The organism is Chelativorans petroleitrophicus (assembly GCF_025398195.1).
Lineage (GTDB): Bacteria > Pseudomonadota > Alphaproteobacteria > Rhizobiales > Rhizobiaceae > Chelativorans > Chelativorans petroleitrophicus.
Genome location: NZ_JAODNV010000005.1, coordinates 129,471 through 153,712 on the forward strand (window position 1 = coordinate 129,471; position 24,242 = coordinate 153,712).

Sequence of the window (24,242 nt, forward strand, 5' to 3'; positions counted from 1 at the left end):
GTTGAGCAAGTCCTAAAGCGTTTCTGTCAGAAACGTCTGCATGCTTACGGTCGCCAGAACGTCTCACGGGTTTCTGCGCAGCCGCAACGGCGCGGCTGCGGTCGAATTCGCGCTTGTCGCGCCGATCTTCATTCTCCTGTTCATGGGGATGATCGCCTACGGCATCTATTTCGGCGCGATGCACTCCCTCCAGCAGCTCGCCGCCGATGCGGCACGCATCTCCATAGCTGGGCTTGACGTAGGCGAGCGGGAGAGGCTGGTGACCCGGTTTCTGGATACCCACACCAACGGTTACGTTTTCCTCGATCGCGACAAGCTGCAGATTGAAATCGGCGACAGCGCGGACGGGACGCAGTTTACCGTCACGCTGAGCTATGACGCCGGGGACTTGCCAATCTGGGGCCTCCTCGACCGGCTCCCTCTACCCGGAGAAATCATAAGCCGGTCATCGACCATCCGGATCGGAGGGATTTGATGGCGGCACGATGCGTGATTTGCGCGCAAGCGCGGCGGTTCGCGAGTGATCGTTCCGGCGCTGTAGCCATCATGGCCGCCACGCTACTCTCCGTTGTCATGGTGGCAGCGGCATTCGCAGTTGATCAGGGTTCGCTCTATTTCGAACGCCGGGAGGCGCAGGCCCTGACCGACCTTGCCGCCATCACGGCCGCCGCCCACCTGCAGCGCGCGCCCGACGCCGCGCTCATCACCTTTACCGACAACCATAAACGCAATGTCCGGCTGATCCGCGATAAAGAACCCTCCAGGGCCCCGCTCGAAACCACCGACGCCCATTCGGAGCTTTATGTCGAAACCGGCCGGTACAAGGCCGATCCGGACGTGAGCCCGGAGATGCGTTTTACGGTTGGTGGAACGCCCCCGAACGCCGTCCGGGTGACCTACCGCAGGAAGGGCACCCTCTATTTCGGCAGTGCCATTATGGAACCGCCGACCATGACCACTGCAGCTGTGGCTGCGACGGTGGAGGAAGCGGCCATCTCGGTGGGTTCCCGGCTGGCGAGTGTGGAGGATGGCGTCCTGAATGCTCTTCTCGGCGCGCTGCTTGATGCCGATCTTTCGCTTCGCGCCGCGGATTACCGGGCATTGATCAATACCGATGTCGATGGGCTCGCCTTCCTCGATGCTCTTGCCGCTGAGCTCAATCTGACGGCGGGAACCTATGAAGAGGTGCTCGCCTCTAAGGCATCGATCGGCCAGATACTGCGTGCGCTCACCGCAAGCGTCGGACAGTCGGGAGGCGCCCGCGTCGCCCTTCAGGGGCTATTGGGCTCGAAGGGTGGCGGAACGTTGCGCGTCCCGCTCTCCGCGCTTTTAGATCTGGGCCGGCTCGGGCGGCTTTCAGTCGGGCAGGGACAGGCTGCCGGCCTCAAGACGGCCGTAAGCGTGATGGAGCTGATCGGCGCGAGCGTGACGGTTGCAAACCGGTCGCGGCAGGTGGAGGTGGGGACCGATCTGGGCATTGACGGCTTGCTGGGCGTTGACGTGCACCTAGCCGTCGGAGAGCCGCCGCTAAACCTGCCGTGGTTGGCTGCAGGCGAAGCGGGAACAATCGTTCGCACCTCGCAAATCCGGCTGCGCCTCACCGTCAAGGTGGAAGGGCCAGGTGGTGTGCTTGGCAACATCATCCAGCTGCCGATCTATGTGGAAGTGGGGCATGCGGAGGCAAAGCTTCGGCAGCTCGCATGCGTATCCGGACAGGTCTCGCGCGTTTTTGTTGAGGCGCTACCCGGTGTCTTCGACATATGGATCACGGAAGTCGATCCGGCTGAGTTCCGGCGCTTCGGGAGCAAGCCGACGCTTCACCCGGGAAAATTGGTGGATTTGCCGCTGCGCTTCCCGTTGCCGGGTCTCTCCATTACCGGGTTTGCTCATGTCGGATCTGGCAATCTCTGGCCGTCCAGCCTGACCTTTACACCGAAGGATATCGCAGATGGCGTCGTGAAATCCGTTTCCACGCAGCAGTTGGTGCAGCCGCTGGTGCATTCGCTGCTCTCCGATCTCGAATTGAACATTGCATTGAAGCTGGGAGGGCTCGGCCTTGGCCTCGACCTTCCATCGCTCCCTCTGCTGAAAGATCAGGTGCAGAAAATCCTCAATGGTGTGGCCGAGCCGCTCGACACCCTGATCTACGGGCTGCTGTCGGCGCTTGGCGTTCGGGTGGGCGAGGCCGATATCCGTGTCAACGCCGCCCATTGCGGGCGAGCGGTCCTCGTTTATTGAGTTCGTGAAGCCTCGTTTGCGAGCTCAATCACTCCAAGACTGAGCCTGCTCAGATATCCAGCTCTTCCACGAACTCGGCATTTTCCTGGATGAAGCGGAAGCGAGCCTCGGGCTTCGTGCCCATCAGCGCCTCGACCGTATCGCGCGTGGTCTCAGGATCGTCGAGCACCTCCACGCGCAGCAGCGTGCGGCGCTTCGGGTCCATCGTCGTTTCCTTAAGCTGGGCCGGCATCATTTCGCCAAGACCCTTGAAACGCCCAATCTCGACCTTGCCGCGCCCGTTGAACTCGGTCGCCAGCAGCTCGTCCTTGTGAGCGTCATCGCGTGCATACATGGTCTTGCCGCCCTGGCTGATCCGGTAGAGCGGCGGTACGGCCAGGAAAAGGTGGCCGTTTTTGATGAGCTGCGGCATCTCCTGATAGAAGAAGGTGATGAGCAGCGAGGCGATGTGCGCGCCGTCCACATCGGCGTCCGTCATGATGATGACGCGCTCGTAGCGCAGGTCGTCTTCGCGGTATTTGGAGCGCGTGCCGCAGCCCAGCGCCTGGATGAGATCGGCGATCTGCTGGTTGGAGGCCAGCTTGCCGGAACCGGCGCTCGCCACGTTGAGGATCTTGCCTCGCAATGGCAGGACAGCCTGGGTGGCACGATCGCGCGCCTGCTTGGCTGAGCCTCCGGCCGAGTCGCCTTCCACGATGAAGATTTCAGCACCCGCCGCGGCCGTCGCCGTGCAATCGGCAAGCTTGCCGGGCAGGCGCAACTTGCGGACCGCAGTCTTGCGACTCACCTCCCGTTCCTGCCGGCGCTTCAGGCGCTCGTCGGCACGGGCAATCACCCAGTCGAGCAGCTTGGACGCTTCTGCGGGATTGTCCGCCAGCCAGTGGTCGAACGGATCACGCACGGCGTTTTCCACGATCCGCATGGCGGCCGCGGTTGCAAGCTTGTCCTTCGTTTGGCCAACGAATTCCGGCTCGCGCACGAAGACAGACAGCATGCCGGCGGCCGAGATCATCACATCTTCGCTGGTGATGATCGACGCGCGCTTGTTGCCCGTCAGTTCCGCATAGCCGCGCAGGCCTTTCAGGAGTGCCGCGCGGAAACCGAGTTCGTGGGTGCCGCCTTCAGGCGTGGGAATGGTGTTGCAGTAGGAATTGAGGAAGGGGTCGCCGCCATACCAGGTGATCGCCCATTCCACGGCGCCGTGGCCACTGGCTTTCTCCGTACGGCCTGAAAAAATCTCCCGGGTGACCTGGAATTCATCTTTGATCGTGGCGGCAAGAAAATCCTTGAGCCCGCCCGGGAAGTGAAAGGTGGCCTTTTCCGGCGTCTCGTCCTTTTCTTTCAGCAGCGACGGCGCACAGCTCCAACGGATTTCCACGCCGCCGAAGAGATAGGCCTTCGACCGGGCCATGCGGTAGATGCGGGCGGGATCGAACCTCGCATTCGCGCCGAAGATTTCCGGATCGGGCTTGAAGCGCGTGCGTGTGCCACGCCGGTTGTGCACCTCGCCGAGATTTTCGAGTGGCCCGAGCGGCTTTCCGCGCGAGTAACGCTGGCGATAGAGCTTGCGGCCGCGCGCCACCTCGACTTCAAGCATCTCCGACAGGGCGTTGACGACTGACACGCCGACGCCATGCAGACCGCCGCTGGTCTCATAGACCTTCGAGTCGAACTTTCCGCCCGCATGCAGCGTCGTCATGATGACTTCGAGCGCGGACTTGTTCTTGAATTTCGGGTGCGGATCGACGGGAATGCCGCGGCCATTGTCCGTGACGGTCAGGAAACCATCGACGTCAAGCTCGACCTCGATGAAGGTGGCATGCCCCGCCACCGCTTCATCCATCGAGTTGTCGATGACCTCGGCGAAGAGGTGGTGGAGTGCCTTGTCGTCCGTGCCGCCGATATACATGCCGGGGCGCCGGCGCACCGGTTCGAGCCCTTCCAGCACCTCGATGTCGGCCGCGCTGTAACTTTCGCCCGTATCCCGCGATAGGGATGCGCGCTGCGCCTTGCGCGTGGTGACAATCGGGTCAGCCTGGCCGACGCGCTCAACGCCCGAGCCGAGCCCTGCAAAAAGGTCGTTGGTGTCTTCCATCAAATTCCGTTCTTCCCCGCACCCCGCGAATCACTCGCGAGTTTGCCACGGTTTCCATGGCAAAGCTAAGGCCGTTCCGGTTCCGTTCATGAGTGGGCAGCCCTCGGCGGAGGCGCTCACCCGTTGCTGCCCGGCATCCTGCTACACGTTCCTTCGCAGGAGGCAACCCCGTAAGGGGGTGGAACGGCGCTCATCCACCGAACGCTTCCGGGCTTTATCGATATGCACCCAATGCCACGAAGCCAGGAAAAACCGGAGACGCACGCTTCGTGCGCCTCCGGTCGCGGGAGGGTTCGATCGGGAATGGCCGCTACTGCGCCCATTCCTCCACGGGCGGGCAGGAGCAGACGAGATTGCGGTCACCCGCGACGTTGTCGACGCGGGAAACGGGCGGCCAGTACTTCTCCGCCCAGTTCATGCCGCCCGCGGGGAAGGCGGCCTCGGCGCGGGAGTAGGGATGCTCCCAGCCTTCGGCCAGCAGCTCCGCGGCCGTGTGCGGCGCGTTGACGAGCGGGTTGTCGTCCCGCGGCCACTCCCCCTTCTCGACGCGCTCCGCCTCGCGGGCGATGGAGATCATCGCGTCGCAGAACCGGTCGAGCTCGCTCTTCGGTTCAGACTCGGTGGGCTCCACCATGAGCGTGCCCGCGACCGGCCATGACATGGTGGGCGCATGGAAGCCGTAGTCGACAAGCCGCTTGGCGATGTCCTCGACCGTGATGCCCGCGCGCTCCTTGAGCACCCGCGTGTCAAGAATGCATTCGTGCGCCACGCGGTCGTTGCGTCCCTTAAAAAGCACCGGATAGTGCTCCCTGAGCCGCGCCGCGACATAGTTGGCCGCGAGGATGGCCATCTCCGTCGCCCGCTTCAGCCCATCCGGCCCCATCATGCGGATATACATCCACGTGATCGGCAGGATTGCCGCGCTGCCATAGGGCGCAGCCGACACGGCATGGGCCGAACCGAAGGCCACATGCCCGGGCACGAAGGGTTTCAGATGTTCCTTGACTCCGATGGGGCCGACACCGGGACCGCCGCCTCCATGCGGGATGCAGAAGGTCTTGTGCAGGTTCATGTGGCACACGTCGGCGCCGATATCGCCCGGCCGGGCGAGCCCCACGAGCGCGTTGAGGTTGGCGCCGTCCAGATAGACCTGGCCGCCATGCTCATGAATGACCGCGCACATGTCGCGAAGCCCTTCCTCAAACACGCCATGTGTCGAGGGATAGGTGACCATGAGCGCCGCAAGCCGGTCGGAATACTCGGCTGCCTTTGCCCTAAGGTCGTCCTGGTCAATGTCACCGCTTTCTGTGCAGCGCACCACCACCACCTGCATGCCCGCCATCGCCGCGGAGGCTGGATTGGTGCCGTGGGCGGAGGAGGGGATTAGGCATACGTTCCGGTTAGGCTGCCCGCGGGAAAGGTGATAGCGCCGGATCGCGAGAAGCCCTGCATATTCGCCTTGGCTGCCCGCGTTCGGCTGCACCGAAACGGCGTCGAAGCCGGTGATCTCGGCCAGCCACTGCTCCAGTTCCGAGATCATCCGCCGGATGCCCTTTGTATGGGATTCCGGCGCGAAGGGGTGCAGGCCGCCAATCTCGTTCCAGCTCACCGGCATCATCTCTGCCGCGGCGTTGAGCTTCATGGTGCAGGAGCCGAGCGGGATCATCGCCCTGTCAAGAGCTAGATCCTTGTCCGCCAGTCGCCGCAGGAAACGCATCATCTGGGTTTCCGAGCGGTTCTCGTGGAACACGGGCTGGGTCAGGAACCGCCTGCCGCGCGGCTCAGCCGGCGCGAGCGGACCGGCCTCCGCCGGCACGGAGACGCCGAACAGCGCTGCGATGGCCTTGAGGTCCTCCTCGGTGGAGGTCTCGTCGAAGGTGATGCCCAGCCGGTCCGCATCCAACACGCGCAGCAGCCGCCCCGTCTTCTCGGCTTCCGCCGCCAGGGCCTCGGCCTTGCCGGGAATGATCACCGTGACGGTGTCGAAGATCCGCTCGCCCGCGACGGCAAGTCCCCCAGCCCTGAACGCGGCGTGGAGCCGCGCGGCGAGCCCGTGGACACGAGTTGCGATGGCCTTCAGCCCCTCCGGTCCGTGCCAGATGGCATAGGCCGCCGCCATGTTGGCGAGCAGGGCCTGTGCGGTGCAGATGTTCGAGGTGGCCTTGTCGCGGCGGATGTGCTGCTCGCGGGTCTGCAGCGCGAGGCGGTAGCCCGGCCGGCCGTGTGCATCGACCGACTGGCCGACGAGCCGCCCGGGCATGAGCCGCGTCAGGCGGTCCGAGACTGCACAGTACGCCGCATGCGGACCGCCGAAGCCCATCGGCACGCCGTAGCGCTGCATCGAGCCGACGGCGATCTCCGCCCCCATCGCGGCGGGGGTTTCGCTGAGAATGAGCCCCAGCGGGTCGGCCACGAAGATGACGATGGCGTCTTTCGCCTTCGCCTCGGCGATGAGAGCCGAATGATCCCTGTAGACGCCGAACGTGTCCGGCCACGGGATGATGACCGCGCACGTGTTGTCGTCTGCTCCGTCGCCGGCGATCTCGATGCCGAGCGGCTCGGCGCGCGTACGAACGACGTCGAGCGTCTGCGGATGAAGTGCCCCGGCGATCACCAGCCTGTTGCGCTTCGACTTGTGATGCCGCCAGGCAATGCCCACCGCCTCCGCCACCGCCGTCGCCTCGTCCAGCAGCGAGGCCGAAGCGACCGGAAGGCCGGTCAGCTCCGTCACCAGCGTCTGGAAATGGAAGAGCATCTCCAGGCGCCCCTGGCTGATTTCCGACTGATAGGGCGTGTAGGCCGTGTACCAGGCCGGATTCTCGAACATGTTGCGTTGGATCACCGGCGGCACGTGGCAGCCGTGATATCCGGCCCCGATAAAGCTTTTCGCCACCCGGTTCTCGCGCAGCCGAAGCCCGAGTTCTTCTATGGCCTCAGCCTCGCTCGCAGCTTCAGGCAGCGTGAGCGGACCTGCGAAACGGATCGATTTCGGCACGGCCTCATCGATCAGCGCGTCCAGAGAAGACGCGCCGACGGCGGCCAGCATGGCCTGAGTCTCTTCCTCCCGCGGACCTATGTGGCGGGCAGCAAAGGGAGCAATCATACAGAATCTCCTAGGCGATGGACGCTTTGTAGGCGTCCTCGTCCATGAGGTTCCCGAGCTGGCTTTCATCGGAAAGCTTCATTTTCCAGAGCCAGCCGTCGCCCATGGGCGCGCTGTTGACGAGAGAGGGGTCGCTCACCAGCGCCTCGTTGACCTCCGTCACCTCGCCATCCACAGGCGCATAGACGTCGGATGCCGCCTTGACGGATTCGACCACCACGGCCGTATCGCCCTTCGACAGAGACTTGCCCACCTCCGGCAGTTCGACGAAGACGAGATCGCCAAGCTGATCCTGCGCGTAATCGGTGATGCCGACCGTGGCCGTTTCGCCCTCGACGCGAATCCACTCATGGTCTTCGGTGAAATAAGTTTTGCTCATGCCCGTTCTTATCCTTTGCGGTAGCGATGTGGCGTAAAGGGTAGGGGATGTACGCTAATGGGCACGTGGCTGCCGCGCACTTCCGCGACAAGCCGTGTGCCCGTTTCGGAGGCGTTCGTGGCGACATAGCCCATGGCCACGGGATAGCCGACGGATGGCCCGAAGCCGCCGGATGTGACGCGGCCAACGGCCTCTCCGGCATCATTCATAAGCAGCGCGCCGGCGCGCACGGGCTGGCGGCCATCGGGCTTAAGCCCGACCCGAACCTCCTTGATGCCGTCCTGCATGATGCGCTTCAGCGCCTCGGCCCCGACAAACCCGCCATCTTCCCGCCGCTTCTTGGGGATGGCCCAGAGGAGGCCCGCGCCTGCCGGATTCGTCGCCTCGTCAATATCCTGTCCGTGGAGGCACAGCCCGGCTTCGAGACGAAGGCTGTCGCGTGCGGCTAGGCCAATCCACATGGCGCGCTCATCGGTAAGGATCGCCCGCACAAGGCCTTCCGCCTCGGTGAGCGGAAGGGCGATCTCAAAACCGTCTTCGCCCGTATAGCCGGAGCGAGTGGTGAACCATTTCTCGCGCGGCTCGGCAGCCGTCATGAAAGTGAGGCCGGAAAGATCCAGCCCGGCGCCCAGTAGCACGCTTTCGGCCTCCGGCCCCTGAAGGGCAAGAAGGACGCGGTCGAGTACCTCCAGATCCACATTGAAATCGCGCGCTAGTTCATTGAGATGATTGCGGTCTTTCTCGGCATTTCCGGCGTTCGCCACGACAATGAAGCGCTCCGCGCCCGCGCGCGTGACAATGAGGTCGTCGATAATGCCCGCCTCATCGTTGAGGAGCATGGTGTATTTCGACCGGCCCTCTCCGAGAGCAGCGGCATCGAGCGGGCAGGCGCACGACAGGAAGGCGGCGGCATCCGGGCCGCGAACCTCGAAAAGCCGCATATGGGAGATATCGAACAGCCCCGCTTTTTCTCGTGTATGAAGGTGCTCCTTCATCACGCCGGCTCGGTAGCTGAGCGGCATACGCCAGCCGGCGAAAGCGCCAAAGCGCGCGCCGGCCTCCTCGTGCATCGCCGCAAGGGGAAGGTTTCTGAGGTCGCTCATCGGTCCTCCAAAGCTGCACGCACGCCGCTTATGCGGCATGTTCGTGCCCCTCTGTCGGAAGCCTGAGAGACTCGGCATCCCGGAACCCTGTCAGGATGCCTTACACCTTCGGCGCGGGGTAACCCCGACTTTCCAGAGTGTCTAACGCATCCGCGGTTCTTTTGCCTGAGAGATTTCGGGCGATTTCCCCTTCGGCGGCAGCTCCTGCTGCTCTCTCCCACGGACGCGCAGGGCTTTCGCCCTCGACGTGGCCAAGGTAGCGCAGGAAGGAGCCGTTGTCACGCGCCTGCTGTGTCATCGACAGGTTTTTGGCAGGCGCAGCACTCTTATTCGCGGGTAGCGCGCGCCAGTTCCCGCTCCAACTGTGCAATAAGCCGCCCGGACTCCTCATGCGCGCGGCGCAGACGCAGCAGATTGGTAGTCAGGGCGTCGATAAGCGCCGCGCCGCTCTCATCAGATGGCGATTGACCCACCCCGTAAAGGAGCCACGACGGGCTGACATTCAATATTCCAGCTAGCATCGCCAGCCGGTTGGCGCGCGGTTGGGAACGATCGCTTTCCCAAGCCTGCAAGGTCGAGTTCTTCACGCCCAGACGCCGGGCGAGTTCAGTGATGCTCAGTCCGGCCGCGTCGCGCGCTCGCGACAGGCGGCCTCCCATGGTGTCAAAATCGGGTTTCTGCGAATAGATGTTCACGGTGTCGTGCACCGGTCCTTGCCTCCTGTTTGGCGTTTCCCTTTGTGAAGCGAAGTCTCAAGAATGCAGGAGATGGCCCGATAGAACAACCGCCAGGGGCATATTCTTCCCCCGCAAGGCAGAATGAATAGGAAAAACGAGCCGGTTCACTGTGGCTGCAGCGCCCGTCTTACCGCTATTTCCAGCGCCTGGAGAAAGGCTGAGCGGTCCCTTGCCGTAAAGCCTGCATTGTAGCCCTTGATCTGCCCGCTTTCGCGCAAATCCTGTTTGAGGTTTCGCATGGCCACATCCATGCCGATCGTCTCCGGTGTGAAGGTGCGGCCGGTCGGTCCGAGCACGTGAAGGCCCTTGGTCACCAGACGTGCGACAAGGAGCACATCCGCTGTCACGGCTATGTCTCCGGCTTCGCCGTTCTCGACGATCCAGTCGTCCGCGGCATCCGCCTTGCCCGGCACGACGACGTGGCGGATCAAAGGATCGCGCGCGGGGCGCAGGCCTCCGTTGGAGACGAAGACGACGGGAAGCCCATGACGTTCGGCGACGCGCACCACCTCGCCCTTCACCGGGCAGGCGTCTGCATCGACATAGATGGTCGGCCTGCCTGCTGGCACCGGATCAGGCAAATTTCTGCCGCGCAAGCTCCGCGCCTGCGCCGAGAGCCCGCAGCTTGCCGGAGGCAACCACCCGGGGCAGGGGAGCCATGCCGCAATTGGTGCAGGGCTGGATGCGTTCCGCATCGGCGTGTTTGAGCGCCGCCTCCATGGTAGCAAGGACCTTCTCCGGCGTCTCGACTTCCCTGGTGGCAACGTCGATCACGCCGACCAGCAGTACCTTGTCGGGCAGGAGCTCGATCAGCGAGACGGGCACGCGCGAATTGGCGCATTCGAGCGAGACCTGCTGGATCGAGGAGGCGTTGATGGCGGGGAAGATCTCCTCATACTGCCGCCATTCCGAGCCCAGCGTCTTCTTCCATTCGATATTGGCCTCGATCCCGTAGCCGTAGCAGATATGCACGCCGGTGGTGCATTTCAGCCCGCGGGCGGCGCGTTCCAGCGCGGCGATCCCCCATTCCTTCACGTCGTCCATGAAGACGTTGAATGCTGGTTCGTCGAACTGAATAACGTCCACGCCGGCGGCCTCCAGTTCCAGCGCCTCTTCGTTCAGCACCTCCGCAAACGCCATCGCCATGTCGGCGCGGCGGCCGAAATGGCCGTCGGCCAGCGTGTCGCAGATCGTCATCGGGCCGGGCAGCGTCCATTTGAGCTTGCGGCTGGTATGCGCGCGGCAGAAGGCGGCTTCGTCGCGGTGGACGGGGCGGCTGCGCTTCGGCTTTCCCGTCACGGTGGGCACGTCCACGACGTAGCGGTTGTTTCGGATGCCCATCTTCGTCTTGAGGTTCCAGTCGATGCCCTCTACGACTCCAGGAAGCCGTGCACGAAATGGGTGCGGAACTGCTCTCCGTCGCTGACGGTTGCGATGCCGGCGTCCTCCTGCTCCTTGATCCAGATGAGGGCGGCGTCGCGCTTCGCCTGCTCGAGTTCCTCGCCCTCCAGCTTCCATTTCGGCCAGAGCTTTTCGGTCTCGGCCAGCCAGCCAGGTTTCGGCAGGCTGCCGGCTATCGTCGGTTGAAAGAGCATCAATCCTCCCGCGTCGCTTCTTATTGCCACGATGCCACTCTACGGAAGGTTGCGCAGAAAGGCCAGAAGTGCGGCTTCGTAGCGTGCCGGGTCCTCCTTCCAAGACTGGATGTGGTCGGTGCCCGTTCGCAAGTAGTCGGTCGGCCCCCAGCGCTCGTTTCGACCGGAACGATGCTGTGGGCGCGTCCGTGCGAGAGGAAGAGCGGGCCGGCAAAGGCGGCGAAGTCTTCGGTAACATCGGCGTTCGCGAAATCGAGACCGTCCGCCATGCCGTGACCAACAGGCCGCTGCGCGCCAGCGGCGCCGCCAGAGGAATGCCCATGCGCCGCATGTCGGCACCATGATGGCGGAAAAGCCCACCGCCGGAGCCACCCAAGCTTGGTAGGGACCTGAATCTCCTCGAAATCAGAGCCATAGGCGGTGTGCGGGTCGCCCGTAAAGCCCATGTCTTCCGGCTACTGCTGCGCCGGCCAGCCGCTGCCCTGCGCCGTCGGCGCGCCGACCGCGAGCGTGGCCATGAGCTTGTCCGCCGTCAGCCAGCTTCCGGCGGCAAGGACAACGATCGCGGTGCCGGGGACGGCGACAATTATGCCGTGAATCCGTATGCCGCGAACCCGGCGGCATGTGTTCGCCCCGCTCACCGCTGCGATCAGTAGACGACGACGCTGCGGATCGATTCGCCCGCATGCATCAGCTCGAAGCCCTTGTTGATCTCCTCGAGCTTCAGCGTGTGCGTGATCATCGGGTCGATCTCGATCTTGCCTTCCATGTACCAGTCCACGATTTTCGGCACGTCGGTGCGCCCCCGCGCCCCGCCGAAGGCCGTGCCCTTCCAGACGCGGCCGGTGACAAGCTGGAAGGGGCGGGTGGAGATTTCCTGGCCCGCGCCGGCCACGCCGATGATGATCGACTGGCCCCAGCCGCGATGGGCCGATTCCAGCGCCTGGCGCATCACCGTCACATTGCCCGTGCAGTCAAAGGTGTAATCGGCCCCGCCGATCGTGTCGGCGCCGCGCTTGGTCATGTCGATGAGATAGGGCACGAGGTCGCCTTCCACCTCCTTCGGATTGACGAAATGCGTCATGCCGAAGCGCTCGCCCCATTCCTTCTTGGCCGGGTTGATATCGACGCCGATGATCATATCGGCGCCGGCGAGCCTCAGACCCTGAATGACGTTGAGGCCGATGCCGCCAAGTCCAAAGACGATGGCCGTGGAGCCCACCTCCACCTTGGCCGTGTTGATGACGGCGCCGATTCCGGTCGTCACGCCGCAGCCGATGTAGCAGATCTTGTCGAAAGGCGCGTCCGGGTTGACCTTAGCCACCGCGATCTCGGGCAGCACGGTGAAGTTGGAGAAGGTCGAGCAGCCCATGTAGTGGTAGAGCGTCTCCCCGCCGACGGAGAAGCGGGACGTGCCGTCGGGCATGAGGCCTTGGCCCTGCGTCGCGCGGATGGCGGTGCACAGATTCGTCTTGCGCGACAGGCAGGAGGGGCACTGCCGGCATTCGGGCGTGTAAAGTGGGATGACGTGGTCGCCCTTCTTCACGCTGGTGACGCCGGGGCCGACATCGACCACCACGCCCGCGCCCTCATGGCCGAGGATCGACGGGAAAATGCCTTCCGGATCGGCGCCGGAAAGGGTGAAGTCGTCCGTATGGCAGATACCGGTAGCCTTTACCTCTACAAGCACTTCGCCCTCGCGCGGCCCCTCCAGATCGACCTCCATGATTTCAAGCGGCTTTCCAGCGGCGGTTGCGACGGCGGCACGGGTCTTCATCGGTTTTCCTCCTGATCCGTTTTATGGGAAAGTTTCAGGAAACGGGGCGCGCTGCAAGCCTGTCCGGGCGTCTGTGGCTATGTCCATCTCGTCGATTGTGCAAAATCACTTCTGTGGCCAACAGGACTGCCCACTCGACCTCAGGCGCGCGATCCGAGACAATCGCATGAGCTATATGAGTCCACGGTATGGAGCCGGCATGGCGGGCGAACGGCAAGCGCATGATCCTCTGGTAACGGAAGTGGAGCGCATGAAGGGGCGGCCAAAGCGCAATTTCATCCATCTCAGGGTTCATTCGGCCTATTCCTTGCTGGAAGGCGCGCTGCCCCTCGGCAAGATTATCAACCATGCGCTGAACGATGAGGCGCCGGCCATCGCCATCGCCGACACGAACAATCTCTTCGGCGCGCTGGAGTTTGCGCAAAAGGCGTCCAAGGAGGGCGTACAGCCCATCATCGGCTGCCAGCTCGCTGTCGCGTTCAACGATGTTTTTTCGGAGGCGCGACGCTCGGGCGGGCGCAAGCATACCGAAGAGTACGACCCTCTGGTACTGATCGCCGCAACGGAAACCGGATATAGGAACCTCGTGCGGCTCGTAAGCCGCGCCTATCTCGACAATGAGGCGGGTGCCGCCCCTCATGCGGCCACGGCCTGGCTTGCCGAGCATGCCGACGGAATCATCTGCCTCACCGGCGGTCCGCGCGGGCCGGTTGGAACCGCGCTCAAGGCCGACCGGGCGGAGATCGCCGAGGCTAGATTGCTTTTCCTCAAGGAGACGTTCGGCGACAGGCTTTATGTCGAGCTAGAACGGCTGGCGGATTACGACCGCGCCTTGGAGGCGGTCACCGTGGAGCTTGCCTATCAGCACGACCTGCCGCTGGTGGCCACCAATGAGGCCTTCTTCCCCGCGCGCGAGGATTTCGACGCGCATGACGCGCTGATCGCTATCGCCGAGGGCACGGTGATCGCCGCCGATGACCGGCGGCGCCTGACACCGGACAACTATCTCAAGACGCAGGCCGAGATGGCGGCGCTCTTTGCCGATCTGCCCGAGGCGCTCGACAATACGGTCGAGATCGCGCTGCGCTGCTCCTATTATCCCAAGACCCGCGCGCCGATCCTGCCGCGGTTCACTGGGGGCGGCGTGGCCGACGCGGATGCCGTTGTCAAGGCGGAGGCCGAGGAACTGCGCCGCCAGGCACGCGAAGGCCTGGAAAAGCGCCTTCAAGCGAAGGGCGTGGCGGAAGGCCACTCTCGCGAGGAATATGTCGAACGTCTGGAATACGAGCTCGGTATCATCGAGCGGATGAAGTTTCCGGGCTACTTCCTCATCGTTTCGGACTTCATCAAATGGGCGAAGGCGCACGACATTCCCGTTGGACCCGGCCGCGGGTCGGGCGCTGGATCGCTGGTGGCCTATGCGCTTACCATCACCGACATTGACCCGTTACGCTTCTCGCTACTGTTCGAGCGCTTCCTCAACCCCGACCGCGTGTCGATGCCCGACTTCGACATCGACTTCTGCCAGGACCGGCGCGACGAGGTGATCCGCTACGTCCAGGAGAAATACGGCCACGAGCAGGTGGCCCAGATCATCACCTTCGGTACGCTCCAGGCACGCGCCGTGCTGCGCGATGTGGGCCGCGTCCTGCAGATGCCTTACGGGCAGGTGGATCGGCTGTGCAAAATGGTGCCGTCCAACCCGGCCAACCCGACGCCTCTCAAGAAGGCCATCGAAGACGAACCGCGCTTCGCCGAGGAGGTAGAGAAGGAGCCGATCGTCGGCACGCTGCTGGAGATCGCGCAGAAGCTCGAAGGGCTCTATCGCCACGCCTCGACCCACGCGGCGGGCATAGTGATCGGCGACCGGCCGCTTTACGAACTCGTGCCGATGTACCGTGACCCGCGCTCCGACATGCCGGTGACGCAGTTCAACATGAAGTGGGTGGAGCCGGCCGGGCTCGTCAAGTTCGACTTCCTGGGCCTCAAGACGTTGACGGTGCTAGACAAGGCGGTGAAGCTCATCCGCCGGCGCGGCATCGAAATCGACCTCTCCAACATCCCTTACGACGACCCGGAAACCTACGCGATGCTTTCGCGTGGCGAGACGGTCGGCGTCTTCCAGGTTGAAAGTGCCGGCATGCGCAAGGCGCTGATCGGCATGAAGCCGGACCGCATAGAGGACATCATCGCGCTGGTCGCGCTTTACCGTCCCGGCCCGATGGAGAACATCCCGACCTACAACGCTCGTAAGCACGGTGAGGAGGAGATCGCCTCCATCCATCCCAAGATCGATCACCTGGTGAAGGAGACGCAAGGCGTCATCGTCTACCAGGAACAGGTGATGCAGATCGCGCAGGAGCTTTCCGGCTACACGCTCGGCGAAGCCGATCTCCTGCGCCGCGCCATGGGCAAGAAAATCCGCGCGGAGATGGACAAGCAGCGCGTCCGCTTCGTGGAAGGGGCGGTCGAGCGCGGGATCGACAGGGGGCAGGCCGATTTCATCTTCGACCTGCTCGCGAAGTTCGCCGACTACGGCTTCAACAAGTCGCACGCGGCGGCCTATGCCGTCGTCTCCTATCAGACGGCGTATCTAAAGGCGCATTATCCGGTGGAGTTCCTGGCCGCGTCCATGACCTACGACATGGCCAACACCGAAAAGCTCAACGATTTCCGCCGCGAGGCCCTCAGGCTCGGCATCGAGGTAGTCTCGCCATCGGTCGCAACGAGCCATCGCGACTTCGAAGTGGGTGAGAACCGCATCTATTATTCGCTCGCGGCCATCAAGGGCGTGGGCGAGGCGGCGGTGGAGCACATCGTCCAGAAGCGCAACGAGAAGCCCTTCGAAAGCCTGGAGGATTTCTGCGCGCGCATCGATCCCCGGATCGTCGGCAAGCGCGTGCTGGAAAGCCTGATCCAGGCTGGCGCACTCGATTGCTTCGGCCACGATCGGGCCGCGCTCTTTGCCGGTGTGGACCGGCTGCTCGGCATGGCCGCGCGCGCGGCAGAGGACGCGGCGATGGGGCAGGGCGACATCTTCGGCGCGGCGGCGCTCGAGCCGCAGAAGATTCATCTGCCTGCGACCAAACCATGGCTGGCCGCAGAGAAATTGCACCGCGAGTTCCAGGCGGTCGGATGCTATCTCTCCGCCCACCCGCTCGACGATTATCGGGCTACACTCGAAAAACTCAGGGTGCAAAGCTGGGTCGAGTTCCAGGCCGCGGTGAAGCGCGGAAGCACGGCCGGCCGCCTGGCGGGAACGGTAACGGGCAAGCAGGAGCGGCGCACGCGCACGGGCAACAAGATGGGCATCGTGCAGCTTTCCGATGCCTCCGGCCAATACGAGGCCGTGCTTTTTTCGGAAACGCTGCAGCAGTACCGCGATCTTCTGGAGCCGGGCAACTCAGTGGTCATCGTCGTTTCGGCGGAGGACAGGCCCGAGGGCATCAATTTGCGCATACAGTCGGTCCAGTCGCTCGAAGAGGAGGCCGGGCGCGTGCAGAAGGCGCTGCGCGTCTATCTGCGCGACGCCGCTCCTCTGCCGGCGATCTCATCCCAGCTTGTCAAACAGGGCGACGGAGAGGTGAGCCTGATCGTCATCAAGGAAGACGGGCAGGGCGAAATCGAGATCGGGCTGCCCGACCGCTACCGTATCTCCCCGCAGATCGCCGCGGCCATGCGCTCGGTGCCTGGCGTCGTCGAGGTGGAACTGGTCTGATCGCCGTCTCCGGAACGGGACAGGCGGAACATAGCGGAAAAGCGAAGTAAAGCCGGTGCGGCGACGTGGCCGGCCTGCGGCATTGCAGCGCCACACTTATGGGCGTATAAGAGAACAAAATAAGAACAAAGGTGCCGCCATGCCACTCAACCTGCTCCAGAAGCTGGAGATTTTGGCTGACGCCGCCAAGTACGACGCTTCCTGTGCGTCTTCCGGTGGCGAAAAGCGCAACGCCGGAAAGGGTATCGGCTCCGTGACGGGGCAGGGCATATGCCATGCCTTCACGCCCGACGGGCGCTGCGTCTCCCTCCTGAAGATCCTGCTTACCAATTTCTGCATTTACGATTGTACCTATTGTCCCAGCCGCCGTTCGAGCAATGTGGCGCGTGCGCGCTTCCAGGTGGAGGAGGTGGTGCGGCTTACGCTAGATCTCTACCGGCGCAACTGCATCGAGGGTCTGTTCCTCTCCTCCGGCATCGCGCGATCGGCGGACGACACGATGAGCGATATCGTGCGCGTTGCAAAGGCGCTGCGCCTGGAGCACGGATTCAGGGGCTATATCCACCTGAAGACCATCCCCGGCGCGAGCGCGGAGCTTCTGGACGAGGCGGGGCTTTATGCCGACCGCCTGTCGATGAATGTCGAGATGCCCACCGAGGCCGCACTGCAAAGGCTGGCTCCGGAAAAGTCAGCTCTCGATATCAAGCGCGGCTTGGCACGCACGCGCGCCAGTATTGAGGCTGCCGCTGAGCCATCGCGGATGGGAACATCACGGCCCGCGCGTTTCGCACCCGCCGGGCAGAGCACACAGATGGTGGTTGGCGCCGATTCCTCCACCGACCGCGATATCCTTGCCGCAACCACCCGGCTTTACGCCTCTTACAGGCTTGAGCGCGTGTATTTTTCCGCCTTCACCCCGACCGGCCATCCGGCGTCTGGGCTTCCCGACAGGCCAGCGCCACTCCTGCGCGAGCACCGACTTTACCAGGCCGATTGGCTGCTGCGCTTCTATGGCTTCTCGCTGGTGGAACTGGACGATGCGCTTCCCGACGGAATGCTGGACCTTTCGATCGATCCGAAGCTCGCTTGGGCGCTCGTTCACCGTGATGCCTTTCCGGTCGACATCAATCACGCCAGCCGTGAAATGCTTCTGCGCGTCCCGGGGATTGGAACGCGCGCCGCCGACCGCATCATTGCCGCGCGCCGGCACGGCACACTGCGCCTTGCGGAACTCAAGCGGCTAACTGGCTCTCTCAAGCGGGTACAGCCCTTCATTCTGACGCCCGATTGGAAGCCGGGCGCCCTCATCGAAGATGCCCGGCTCAAGGAGCGTCTTGTGCCTGCGCCGCGGCAGCTTTCTTTAGCGTTTTCCTGACATGCGGACCGTCAGGCTCCCGCAGGATTGCAGCGAGGACGACTTTCGCAAGGCGGCGCGGCGCTGCCTCGCGCGCGGCCTTCCGCCGGAGGAAGTCATCTTCGCATGCGGAGAATCCGAAGAGCTCTTCGATGAAATGGCCGCAGATGATGGGGAGCCAGCCGGTACCGCGCCTTTGCCGCGCTTGTCCCGAAGGTGGTTTGCCATCGCGCGTCTGATCGTTTCGCTCTGCTTTACCGCCTGCTGTGGCGTATCAGCCGCGGCGAGCGGCATCTGCTCGAAAATCCCGCCGATTCCGATGCCATGCGCGCGGTGCGGTATGCCAAGGCCGTCGATAGAGATGTCTATCGCATGCACGCCTATGTGCGTTTCGCCCGGTGCGAAATGGAGGGAGCCGAGCTCTTCGCCACCTGGCATGAACCGCAGCATCGAATACTCCGGCTGGCGACGCCGTTCTTCGTGAACAGGTTCAACAATATGGACTGGCTGATCGCCACGCCTGACGGTACCGCCGCATGGCGAGAGAAAAGGTTGACCTTTGGTCCGCCGGCGGCGCGTCCGCCGAAGGTGGATGACAATGTGCTCGATGGGCTGTGGACGGCCTATTACCGCACCACCTTCAACCCGGCGCGCCTGCGTGTCAGCGCGATGATGGCGCAGATGCCCAAGCGCCACTGGGCGACAATGCCCGAGACGGCCTCGATCCGCGGTCTCGTCAGGAATGCGGGCAAGCGCGTGACCGACATGAACGCCTGCTCGCCCGAGCCGCCGCCTGCTTATGCCGAAAGGCTGGCGAAGCGCATGGCGGCGGTTGAAGAGCCGGCAGGAAAGGTGGAACCGCTCGACGCTTTGCGCAGGGAAGTGGAGGCATGCCGTCTGTGTCCCTTACACGCGCCTGCAACCCAGGCGGTTTTTGGCGAGGGACCGCGCGAATCCGACCTCATGTTTGTAGGCGAGCAACCTGGTGACCATGAGGACCTGGAGGGGAGGCCATTTGTCGGGCCGGCCGGACAGGTCTTTGATCGCGCGCTAGCCGACGCAGGAATCGATCGGAGTAAAGTCTATGTCACCAACGCCGTGAAGCACTTCAAGTTTGAGATGCGCGGTAAGCGGCGCGTGCACAGCAAGCCGAGCGAAGGTGAGGTCGCCAAATGCCGCTTCTGGCTTCAGCGCGAAATTGCCCTGGTGAAACCGAAGCTAATCGTCGCCCTCGGCGCTACGGCCGCGCTCGGGCTTACGGGCCGCCGCCTCGCGGTGACGCGCGACCGTGGACTCGTTGTGCCTTTCAACAGCATATCGCTTCTCGTTACGGTGCACCCCTCCTATCTGCTGCGATTACCTGACCAGAACGCGGCGGAGGCAGAATACGGCCGGTTTGTCGAGGATCTTAAGGCGGCACAATCATGGTGCGGAGCTTGAATTTACGAGGGCAACATATTGATATCATAATGATAGGCCGTGTGTTTGTTTTTCGTAGTGCGGCATCAGGCGGTTCGCAAAATTGACTTTTACGTAGTTCAGACGAGAGTTGCGCTTGGAGACAGATGGGGCGGTATCAGAATGCGGGATTACTACACGATCTCGGAATTGACGCGCGAATTCGGGGTATCGACGCGAACCTTGCGCTTCTATGAGGATGAGGGCCTGATTCAGCCGGTGCGCCGCGGCCGCACGCGCCTTTACCGGCCGTCCGACCGGCATCTTGTGCGCCAGATCTTGCGCGGCAGGCGCCTCGGCTTCTCCATCAGCGAAATCCGGGAGATCATCCAGATCTACCACACGCCGCCCGGCGAGGTCGCACAGCTCAACCTGCTGATCGAAAAGATCGAGGAGAAGCGGCAGCACCTGCGCCAGAAGCGCCGCGATCTGGAGGACGCGCTGGCCGAACTCGACCGTGCCGAGGAATCCTGCGTCGAACGGCTTGCGGAACTCGGCGTGAAGACCTGAGGTATCGGTTCAGACCCAGCGGCGCACCTTCTTCTGGTAGTCGCGGTACTTCTTGCCGAAACGCAGCGCCAGATGCTGTTCCTCGGCTTCGATGGCAAGCTTCTGCGTCGCGAAGGCGGCGAGAAACGCAAGGATCAGGAACCAGATGATTCCCGTGATGAAGCCGACGCCGATCATGATGGCGGTGTTTCCGAGATAGATCGGATTGCGGCTGAAGGCGTAGGGCCCGCTGGTGACGAGATGCTCGGCGCGTCTGTCCAGGCGTATGGTCGTGCCGCTGCGGTGTAGAGTGCGGATCGCAGCGACCTCCAGAAATACAGCGGCAAGTACCAGGAGCCAGCCCGCGGCAAACAGCAGATCGGCAAGCGGCGAGCCGAACCAGGGCAGTGGAACCAAGAGGTGAAGCACGATGCTGGCGGCGATGGCCGCCAGATAGAGAATCGGTGGCCAGGCGATGCGGCTCGGCGCCTGTTCAGACGATCCGCTCATGTGACTCCTCCGAAATGACAGCCGGGCAGCCGCTCCGACAGCCCTATTCATAGTTCTCCATGCTGCAGCGAAAGACAACATCCTCCAGCCAGGCCTGCGTCTCGTCATCAGCCTGTCTGGAATAAAGCGCGCCAAGCCGCCCGGCCGCAGACGCTTCCTCGAGCACGCACGCGCAGTAGGCGCGGCAGAATGGTTCTTCGTTGCGCGTCGCACACTCGCCGGTGCATGCCTGCAGGAACTGTGCGGGATCGGGCGTTGGCGGCATCATCAGCGCAAACAGCCAGACGAGAGAGAAAAGCACCGGCTGGTGAAGCAGGTAAAAGACGAGGCTATGCCGTCCGGCCGCGGCCAGAAGCGGGACCTTGCGGGTGGGCCTCAAGTTTCCGAGCCGCTCGATCAGCCCGGCTCTTGCCGAGGCCTTGGCTGCCGCAAGTCCCAGCAGAACGGCGCCAAACCATGGAAACAGCGGTATGTAGTCGTTGCTCGGCCGCACATTCGACGACAGGCCCATCCACCAGAAAACAGGCTGATCAAGAAACGGCGCCTGGACGATGTGCGGGGCGGCGATCGCGAAAACCGCCAGCGCCAGAATGATGGGGATCGGCAGACGCAAGGCGAGCGCGCCCAGTACGCTTGCGAGCGTAATATGGTGCAAAATGCCGAAGAAGATGAAGCCTTCGGGCGTGACGAAATAAGTCACGACCGTAATGGTGGCCGCCGCCGCCGCGATCACCGCCAGCCGCTTCAGAAAGGGCCGGAGGCGGAACCGCTCCCTATGGGCCAGAAACAGGCTGACGCCAACCAGAAACAGGAATGAACTGGCGATCAGCCGGGCGAAAATTTTCCAGCCGCCGGTGACGGATGTGTTCGGCGCGATATAGCCGAAGAAGTCCAGGTCCCATGTAAAATGATAGATGGCCATGGCGACGAGCGCCACCCCGCGTGCCACGTCCACGAGTTCGATGCGGGTTCGTTTCGGTTGCACTCTGTGCCATCTCCCATTGTCAGCCGATATGCGCGTGTGCCCGACCGCGATTTGATAACGGGACGAAAACGCCTATTGTTCGCCGCCGTCAATTGGCGACCGGCAGAAGAACGGGGAAAGCTTGCCGCTGAAGATGAGGATGAGGCTATGAAGATACTGCATGCAAACGGCGCCGCAATGCCCGCAATCGGACTTGGAACATGGACCCTCCGTGGGGACGCCTGCACGGAACTGGTCAGCCATGCCCTCGAAATCGGCTATCGTCATGTCGACACGGCGGCCTCTTACGAGAACGAGGCCGACGTGGGAAAGGCGATCCGCGATGCGGCCATCCCGCGCGACCAGCTCTTTCTCACCACCAAGATATGGTGGACGGAACTGGCGCCTGCCGACCTGGAACGCTCCACTGAAAGAAGCCTCAAGCTGCTCGGCCTCGACTATGTGGACCTCCTGCTCATCCACTGGCCGAATCCCGACATTCCGCTGGCCCAGACCATTCCGGCCCTCAACCGTATGCGCGAGCGTGGGCTGACACGCCACATCGGCGTTTCCAATTTCCCGACGCGGCTGATCGAGGAGGCCGTTCGCCTGTCGGAGGCTCCGCTCGTTGCCAATCAGGTCGAATATCATCCATATCTGGATCAGGACAAGGTGCTCGCGGCCTGCCGCGCCAACGGCATGGCGATGGTCTCCTACTGTCCGCTCCATCGCGGCGGCGGGCTGCTTGAGGAGCCTGCCGTCACCGCGGCCGCCGCCCGCCACGGGAAGACTCCTGCCCAGATCGTATTGCGCTGGCATGTCCAGCAGGAAGGCGTAGCCGTCATCCCGCGCACCAGCCGTAAGGAACGGCTGGCGGAGAACGCTGCGATCTTCGACTTCTCGCTCGATGCGGCGGAGATGGAAGCGATCGGCGCGCTGCGCAAAGCCGGCAAACGTATCTGCGACTACGCGTTTTCACCGGTTTGGGACACCCCGTAGGCCCGTCAGGCCTTCGGATACCGGTTTTCACCTCATTTGTGCTAGAAGGAGACCGCGAGGGACAGCCTGATTCCAGCGGCGCGCCCGCGGAGGGGGCAACGACAGGAGAGGATGATTTGATGCTGAAGAAGACGATTGCAGCCGGTCTTATTGCGGCTATGACGGCCGGTTGCACCACCGATCCATATACGGGGCAGCAGAAGATTTCGAACACGGCGGCGGGAGCCGGCCTGGGCGCGCTGGCAGGCGCTGGCCTCGGGCTTCTGGCAGGCGGCGACGACCGTCGCAACGCGCTTCTCGGCGCGGGTATCGGCGCGCTCGCCGGCGGCGCGATCGGCGGCTATATGGATCAGCAGGAGGCGCAGCTTCGCGCGCAGCTTCAGGGCACAGGCGTCAGCGTGACCCGGGTGGGTGACCAGATCATCCTGAACATGCCCTCCAACATCACCTTCGCCTTCGATTCGGACTCGATCCAGCCGTCCTTCTACGAGACGCTGAACTCCGTGGCGCTGGTGCTCAGACGCTACAACCAGACCCTCGTGGACGTCATCGGCCACACGGATTCCACCGGCAGCACGGACTACAACATGCGGCTTTCGCAGCGCCGGGCCGCGGCCGTGGCCGATTACCTGATCGCGCAGGGCAACAACAGCCAGCGCTTCGCCGTCATCGGCATGGGGCCGACGCAGCCAATCGCCTCGAACGCGACGGAGGAGGGCAGGGCGCAGAACCGCCGCGTGGAAATCAAGTTAGTGCCGCTGACCGCCGGCTGAACCGCCGCAGCGGCAACAGGTTCAGGAAGCAAGAGCAACCGCAATGCGCGCCGCAAGGCGCGCATTGTTTTTGACCAGTTCGATATTGGTCTTGAGGCTGCGGCCGCCGGTGAGCTCGAGGATGCGCCCCAGCAAGAAGGGGGTCACGGCCTTGCCACCAATGCCGGCTGCCGCAGCATCCGCCTCGGCCCTGGCGATATAAGCCTCCATTTCGGCGCTCGGGATTTCCATCTGGCGCGGCACAGGATTGGCGATCAGCATGCCGCCCGGAATGCCGAGAGCTGCACGCGTCTTCTGGAATTCGGCGATCGCTTCGGGGCTGTCGAGGCGCAGCGGTGCCGGGCAGGGCGATTCGCGTGACCAGAAGGCCGGCATGGTGGCGGTTCCGTAGGCCACAACCGGCACGCCGCGCGTCTCCAGCACCTCCAGCGTTTTGGGAATATCCAGAATGGCCTTGGGCCCCGCCGAGACGACGATGACGGGCGTGCGGGCGAGCTCTTCAAGGTCGGAGGAGATGTCAAAACTCTTTTCGGCGCCGCGATGCACGCCGCCAATGCCGCCAGTCGCGAAGACGGGGATGCCGGCGAGATGGGCGCCTATCATGGTAGCGGCGACTGTGGTGCCGCCGGTGCGACCCTGGCTGATGGCGAAGGCGAGATCGGCGCGCGAGAGCTTCATCGCATCCTTCCGCTGCGCGAGCTCTTCGCGCTCCGATGCCGAAAGGCCTATCTTCAGCCGGCCGTCGATAACGGCGATGGTGGCGGGAACCGCGCCTTCCTGGGTGATGAGTGACTCCACCTCCATCGCCATTTCGTTATTCTGCGGCCAGGGCATGCCATGGGTGATGATGGTGCTTTCAAGCGCCACCACCGCGCGCCCGGCTGCGAGAGCCTCGGCCACGCGGGGATGAATGTCGATATGCTGCAGGGCGGCGGCCATGGAATCTCCTG

At 63.5% G+C, this 24,242-nt stretch carries 20 protein-coding genes, 1 pseudogene and 1 riboswitch; of the genes and pseudogenes, 9 read left to right on the forward strand and 12 right to left on the reverse strand.

What is annotated here, in order from left to right; translation table 11 throughout:
* Positions 1–40 precede the first annotated feature (40 nt).
* Positions 41–475 carry a TadE/TadG family type IV pilus assembly protein gene (locus NYR54_RS04100; protein ID WP_261514257.1) on the forward strand — a complete coding sequence of 145 codons (435 nt, stop codon included), beginning with the start codon at positions 41–43 and terminating at the stop codon, positions 473–475.
* Complete coding sequence (locus NYR54_RS04105; protein ID WP_261514259.1) at positions 475–2,238, forward strand: TadG family pilus assembly protein; 1,764 nt, start codon at positions 475–477, stop codon at positions 2,236–2,238. The genes NYR54_RS04100 and NYR54_RS04105 overlap by 1 nt, the downstream gene beginning before the upstream one ends.
* Before the next feature lie 49 nt (positions 2,239–2,287).
* Here NYR54_RS04105 and parE read toward each other — a convergent pair whose 3' ends face one another.
* The 7 genes and pseudogenes from parE to NYR54_RS04140 all read right to left on the reverse strand — a co-directional run bounded on the left by parE (position 2,288) and on the right by NYR54_RS04140 (position 11,250).
* Positions 2,288–4,333: a DNA topoisomerase IV subunit B gene (gene parE, locus NYR54_RS04110; protein WP_261514261.1), complete on the reverse strand. Its 2,046-nt coding sequence runs from the start codon at positions 4,331–4,333 to the stop codon at positions 2,288–2,290.
* A gap of 310 nt (positions 4,334–4,643) precedes the next feature.
* Entirely contained in the window at positions 4,644–7,436 is a 2,793-nt protein-coding gene (gene gcvP, locus NYR54_RS04115) for an aminomethyl-transferring glycine dehydrogenase (protein WP_261514269.1), read from the reverse strand.
* Positions 7,437–7,446: 10 nt separating this feature from the next.
* Positions 7,447–7,815, reverse strand: coding sequence for a glycine cleavage system protein GcvH (gene gcvH / locus NYR54_RS04120; protein ID WP_261514271.1), 369 nt, complete (start codon positions 7,813–7,815; stop codon positions 7,447–7,449).
* Positions 7,816–7,823: 8 nt separating this feature from the next.
* Positions 7,824–8,957, reverse strand: coding sequence for a glycine cleavage system aminomethyltransferase GcvT (gene gcvT, locus NYR54_RS04125; RefSeq protein WP_423738563.1), 1,134 nt, complete (start codon positions 8,955–8,957; stop codon positions 7,824–7,826).
* Positions 8,958–9,061: 104 nt separating this feature from the next.
* A riboswitch (glycine riboswitch) is annotated at positions 9,062–9,148 on the reverse strand.
* 96 nt (positions 9,149–9,244) lie between these two features.
* Positions 9,245–9,625 (reverse strand): helix-turn-helix domain-containing protein, encoded by a 381-nt coding sequence (locus tag NYR54_RS04130; RefSeq protein ID WP_261514274.1) that lies wholly within the window; start codon positions 9,623–9,625, stop codon positions 9,245–9,247.
* 134 nt (positions 9,626–9,759) lie between these two features.
* Positions 9,760–10,224, reverse strand: coding sequence for a YaiI/YqxD family protein (locus tag NYR54_RS04135; protein WP_261514461.1), 465 nt, complete (start codon positions 10,222–10,224; stop codon positions 9,760–9,762).
* A 4-nt stretch (positions 10,225–10,228) separates the two neighbouring features.
* Positions 10,229–11,250, reverse strand: a pseudogene (locus NYR54_RS04140) (methionine synthase).
* A gap of 176 nt (positions 11,251–11,426) precedes the next feature.
* Here NYR54_RS04140 and NYR54_RS04145 point away from each other — a divergent pair.
* Positions 11,427–11,594 carry a hypothetical protein gene (locus NYR54_RS04145; protein WP_261514275.1) on the forward strand — a complete coding sequence of 56 codons (168 nt, stop codon included), beginning with the start codon at positions 11,427–11,429 and terminating at the stop codon, positions 11,592–11,594.
* Between the two features lie 111 nt (positions 11,595–11,705).
* On the opposite strand, the gene NYR54_RS04150 is transcribed toward NYR54_RS04145, so the two are convergent.
* The gene (locus tag NYR54_RS04150; protein WP_261514276.1) at positions 11,706–11,891 is read right to left on the reverse strand and encodes a hypothetical protein; all 186 of its coding nucleotides are present in this window, start codon (positions 11,889–11,891) and stop codon (positions 11,706–11,708) included.
* Positions 11,892–11,899: 8 nt separating this feature from the next.
* Entirely contained in the window at positions 11,900–13,027 is a 1,128-nt protein-coding gene (locus NYR54_RS04155) for an S-(hydroxymethyl)glutathione dehydrogenase/class III alcohol dehydrogenase (protein WP_261514278.1), read from the reverse strand.
* Between the two features lie 250 nt (positions 13,028–13,277).
* On the opposite strand from NYR54_RS04155, the gene dnaE reads away from it, so the two are divergent.
* The 4 genes from dnaE (at position 13,278) to NYR54_RS04180 (ending at position 20,067) form a co-directional block, all read left to right on the forward strand.
* Complete coding sequence (dnaE, locus tag NYR54_RS04160) at positions 13,278–16,745, forward strand: DNA polymerase III subunit alpha (RefSeq protein WP_261514462.1); 3,468 nt, start codon at positions 13,278–13,280, stop codon at positions 16,743–16,745.
* Positions 16,746–16,884: 139 nt separating this feature from the next.
* Positions 16,885–18,120: a putative DNA modification/repair radical SAM protein gene (locus NYR54_RS04165; protein ID WP_261514279.1), complete on the forward strand. Its 1,236-nt coding sequence runs from the start codon at positions 16,885–16,887 to the stop codon at positions 18,118–18,120.
* Positions 18,121–18,315: 195 nt separating this feature from the next.
* The gene (locus tag NYR54_RS19265; RefSeq protein ID WP_423738564.1) at positions 18,316–19,539 is read left to right on the forward strand and encodes a UdgX family uracil-DNA binding protein; all 1,224 of its coding nucleotides are present in this window, start codon (positions 18,316–18,318) and stop codon (positions 19,537–19,539) included.
* 141 nt (positions 19,540–19,680) lie between these two features.
* Positions 19,681–20,067, forward strand: coding sequence for a MerR family transcriptional regulator (locus tag NYR54_RS04180; protein WP_261514281.1), 387 nt, complete (start codon positions 19,681–19,683; stop codon positions 20,065–20,067).
* A gap of 9 nt (positions 20,068–20,076) precedes the next feature.
* On the opposite strand, the gene NYR54_RS04185 is transcribed toward NYR54_RS04180, so the two are convergent.
* Together NYR54_RS04185 and NYR54_RS04190 are read right to left on the reverse strand one after the other, a co-directional pair.
* Positions 20,077–20,556 (reverse strand): methyltransferase family protein, encoded by a 480-nt coding sequence (locus NYR54_RS04185; RefSeq protein WP_261514283.1) that lies wholly within the window; start codon positions 20,554–20,556, stop codon positions 20,077–20,079.
* A gap of 43 nt (positions 20,557–20,599) precedes the next feature.
* Positions 20,600–21,541, reverse strand: coding sequence for an acetyltransferase domain-containing protein (locus tag NYR54_RS04190; RefSeq protein WP_261514284.1), 942 nt, complete (start codon positions 21,539–21,541; stop codon positions 20,600–20,602).
* Positions 21,542–21,688: 147 nt separating this feature from the next.
* On the opposite strand from NYR54_RS04190, the gene NYR54_RS04195 reads away from it, so the two are divergent.
* Together NYR54_RS04195 and NYR54_RS04200 are read left to right on the forward strand one after the other, a co-directional pair.
* On the forward strand, positions 21,689–22,519 hold the full coding sequence (locus NYR54_RS04195) for an aldo/keto reductase (protein WP_261514286.1): 831 nt from the start codon (positions 21,689–21,691) through the stop codon (positions 22,517–22,519).
* Between the two features lie 119 nt (positions 22,520–22,638).
* Complete coding sequence (locus NYR54_RS04200; RefSeq protein WP_261514287.1) at positions 22,639–23,292, forward strand: YiaD family glycine zipper/OmpA-like lipoprotein; 654 nt, start codon at positions 22,639–22,641, stop codon at positions 23,290–23,292.
* A 21-nt stretch (positions 23,293–23,313) separates the two neighbouring features.
* Here the strand turns inward: NYR54_RS04200 and NYR54_RS04205 are convergent, their stop codons facing one another.
* A complete protein-coding gene (locus NYR54_RS04205; protein ID WP_261514288.1) occupies positions 23,314–24,231 on the reverse strand; it encodes a pseudouridine-5'-phosphate glycosidase in 918 nt (305 codons plus the stop codon).
* Positions 24,232–24,242 lie beyond the last annotated feature (11 nt).

Excerpts from the sequence above, each read along its gene's own strand:
- gcvT (WP_423738563.1), bottom strand. The coding sequence starts at position 8,957 with ATGCCGCATAAGCGGCGTGCGTGCAGCTTTGGAGGACCGATGAGCGAC.
- gcvP (WP_261514269.1), bottom strand. The coding sequence starts at position 7,436 with ATGATTGCTCCCTTTGCTGCCCGCCACATAGGTCCGCGGGAGGAAGAG.
- NYR54_RS04155 (WP_261514278.1), bottom strand. The coding sequence starts at position 13,027 with ATGAAGACCCGTGCCGCCGTCGCAACCGCCGCTGGAAAGCCGCTTGAA.
- NYR54_RS04185 (WP_261514283.1), bottom strand. The coding sequence starts at position 20,556 with ATGAGCGGATCGTCTGAACAGGCGCCGAGCCGCATCGCCTGGCCACCG.
- NYR54_RS04200 (WP_261514287.1), top strand. The coding sequence starts at position 22,639 with ATGCTGAAGAAGACGATTGCAGCCGGTCTTATTGCGGCTATGACGGCC.
- NYR54_RS04105 (WP_261514259.1), top strand. The coding sequence starts at position 475 with ATGGCGGCACGATGCGTGATTTGCGCGCAAGCGCGGCGGTTCGCGAGT.
- gcvH (WP_261514271.1), bottom strand. The coding sequence starts at position 7,815 with ATGAGCAAAACTTATTTCACCGAAGACCATGAGTGGATTCGCGTCGAG.
- NYR54_RS04205 (WP_261514288.1), bottom strand. The coding sequence starts at position 24,231 with ATGGCCGCCGCCCTGCAGCATATCGACATTCATCCCCGCGTGGCCGAG.
- parE (WP_261514261.1), bottom strand. The coding sequence starts at position 4,333 with ATGGAAGACACCAACGACCTTTTTGCAGGGCTCGGCTCGGGCGTTGAG.
- NYR54_RS04100 (WP_261514257.1), top strand. The coding sequence starts at position 41 with ATGCTTACGGTCGCCAGAACGTCTCACGGGTTTCTGCGCAGCCGCAAC.
- NYR54_RS04195 (WP_261514286.1), top strand. The coding sequence starts at position 21,689 with ATGAAGATACTGCATGCAAACGGCGCCGCAATGCCCGCAATCGGACTT.
- NYR54_RS04165 (WP_261514279.1), top strand. The coding sequence starts at position 16,885 with ATGCCACTCAACCTGCTCCAGAAGCTGGAGATTTTGGCTGACGCCGCC.
- NYR54_RS04180 (WP_261514281.1), top strand. The coding sequence starts at position 19,681 with ATGCGGGATTACTACACGATCTCGGAATTGACGCGCGAATTCGGGGTA.
- dnaE (WP_261514462.1), top strand. The coding sequence starts at position 13,278 with ATGAAGGGGCGGCCAAAGCGCAATTTCATCCATCTCAGGGTTCATTCG.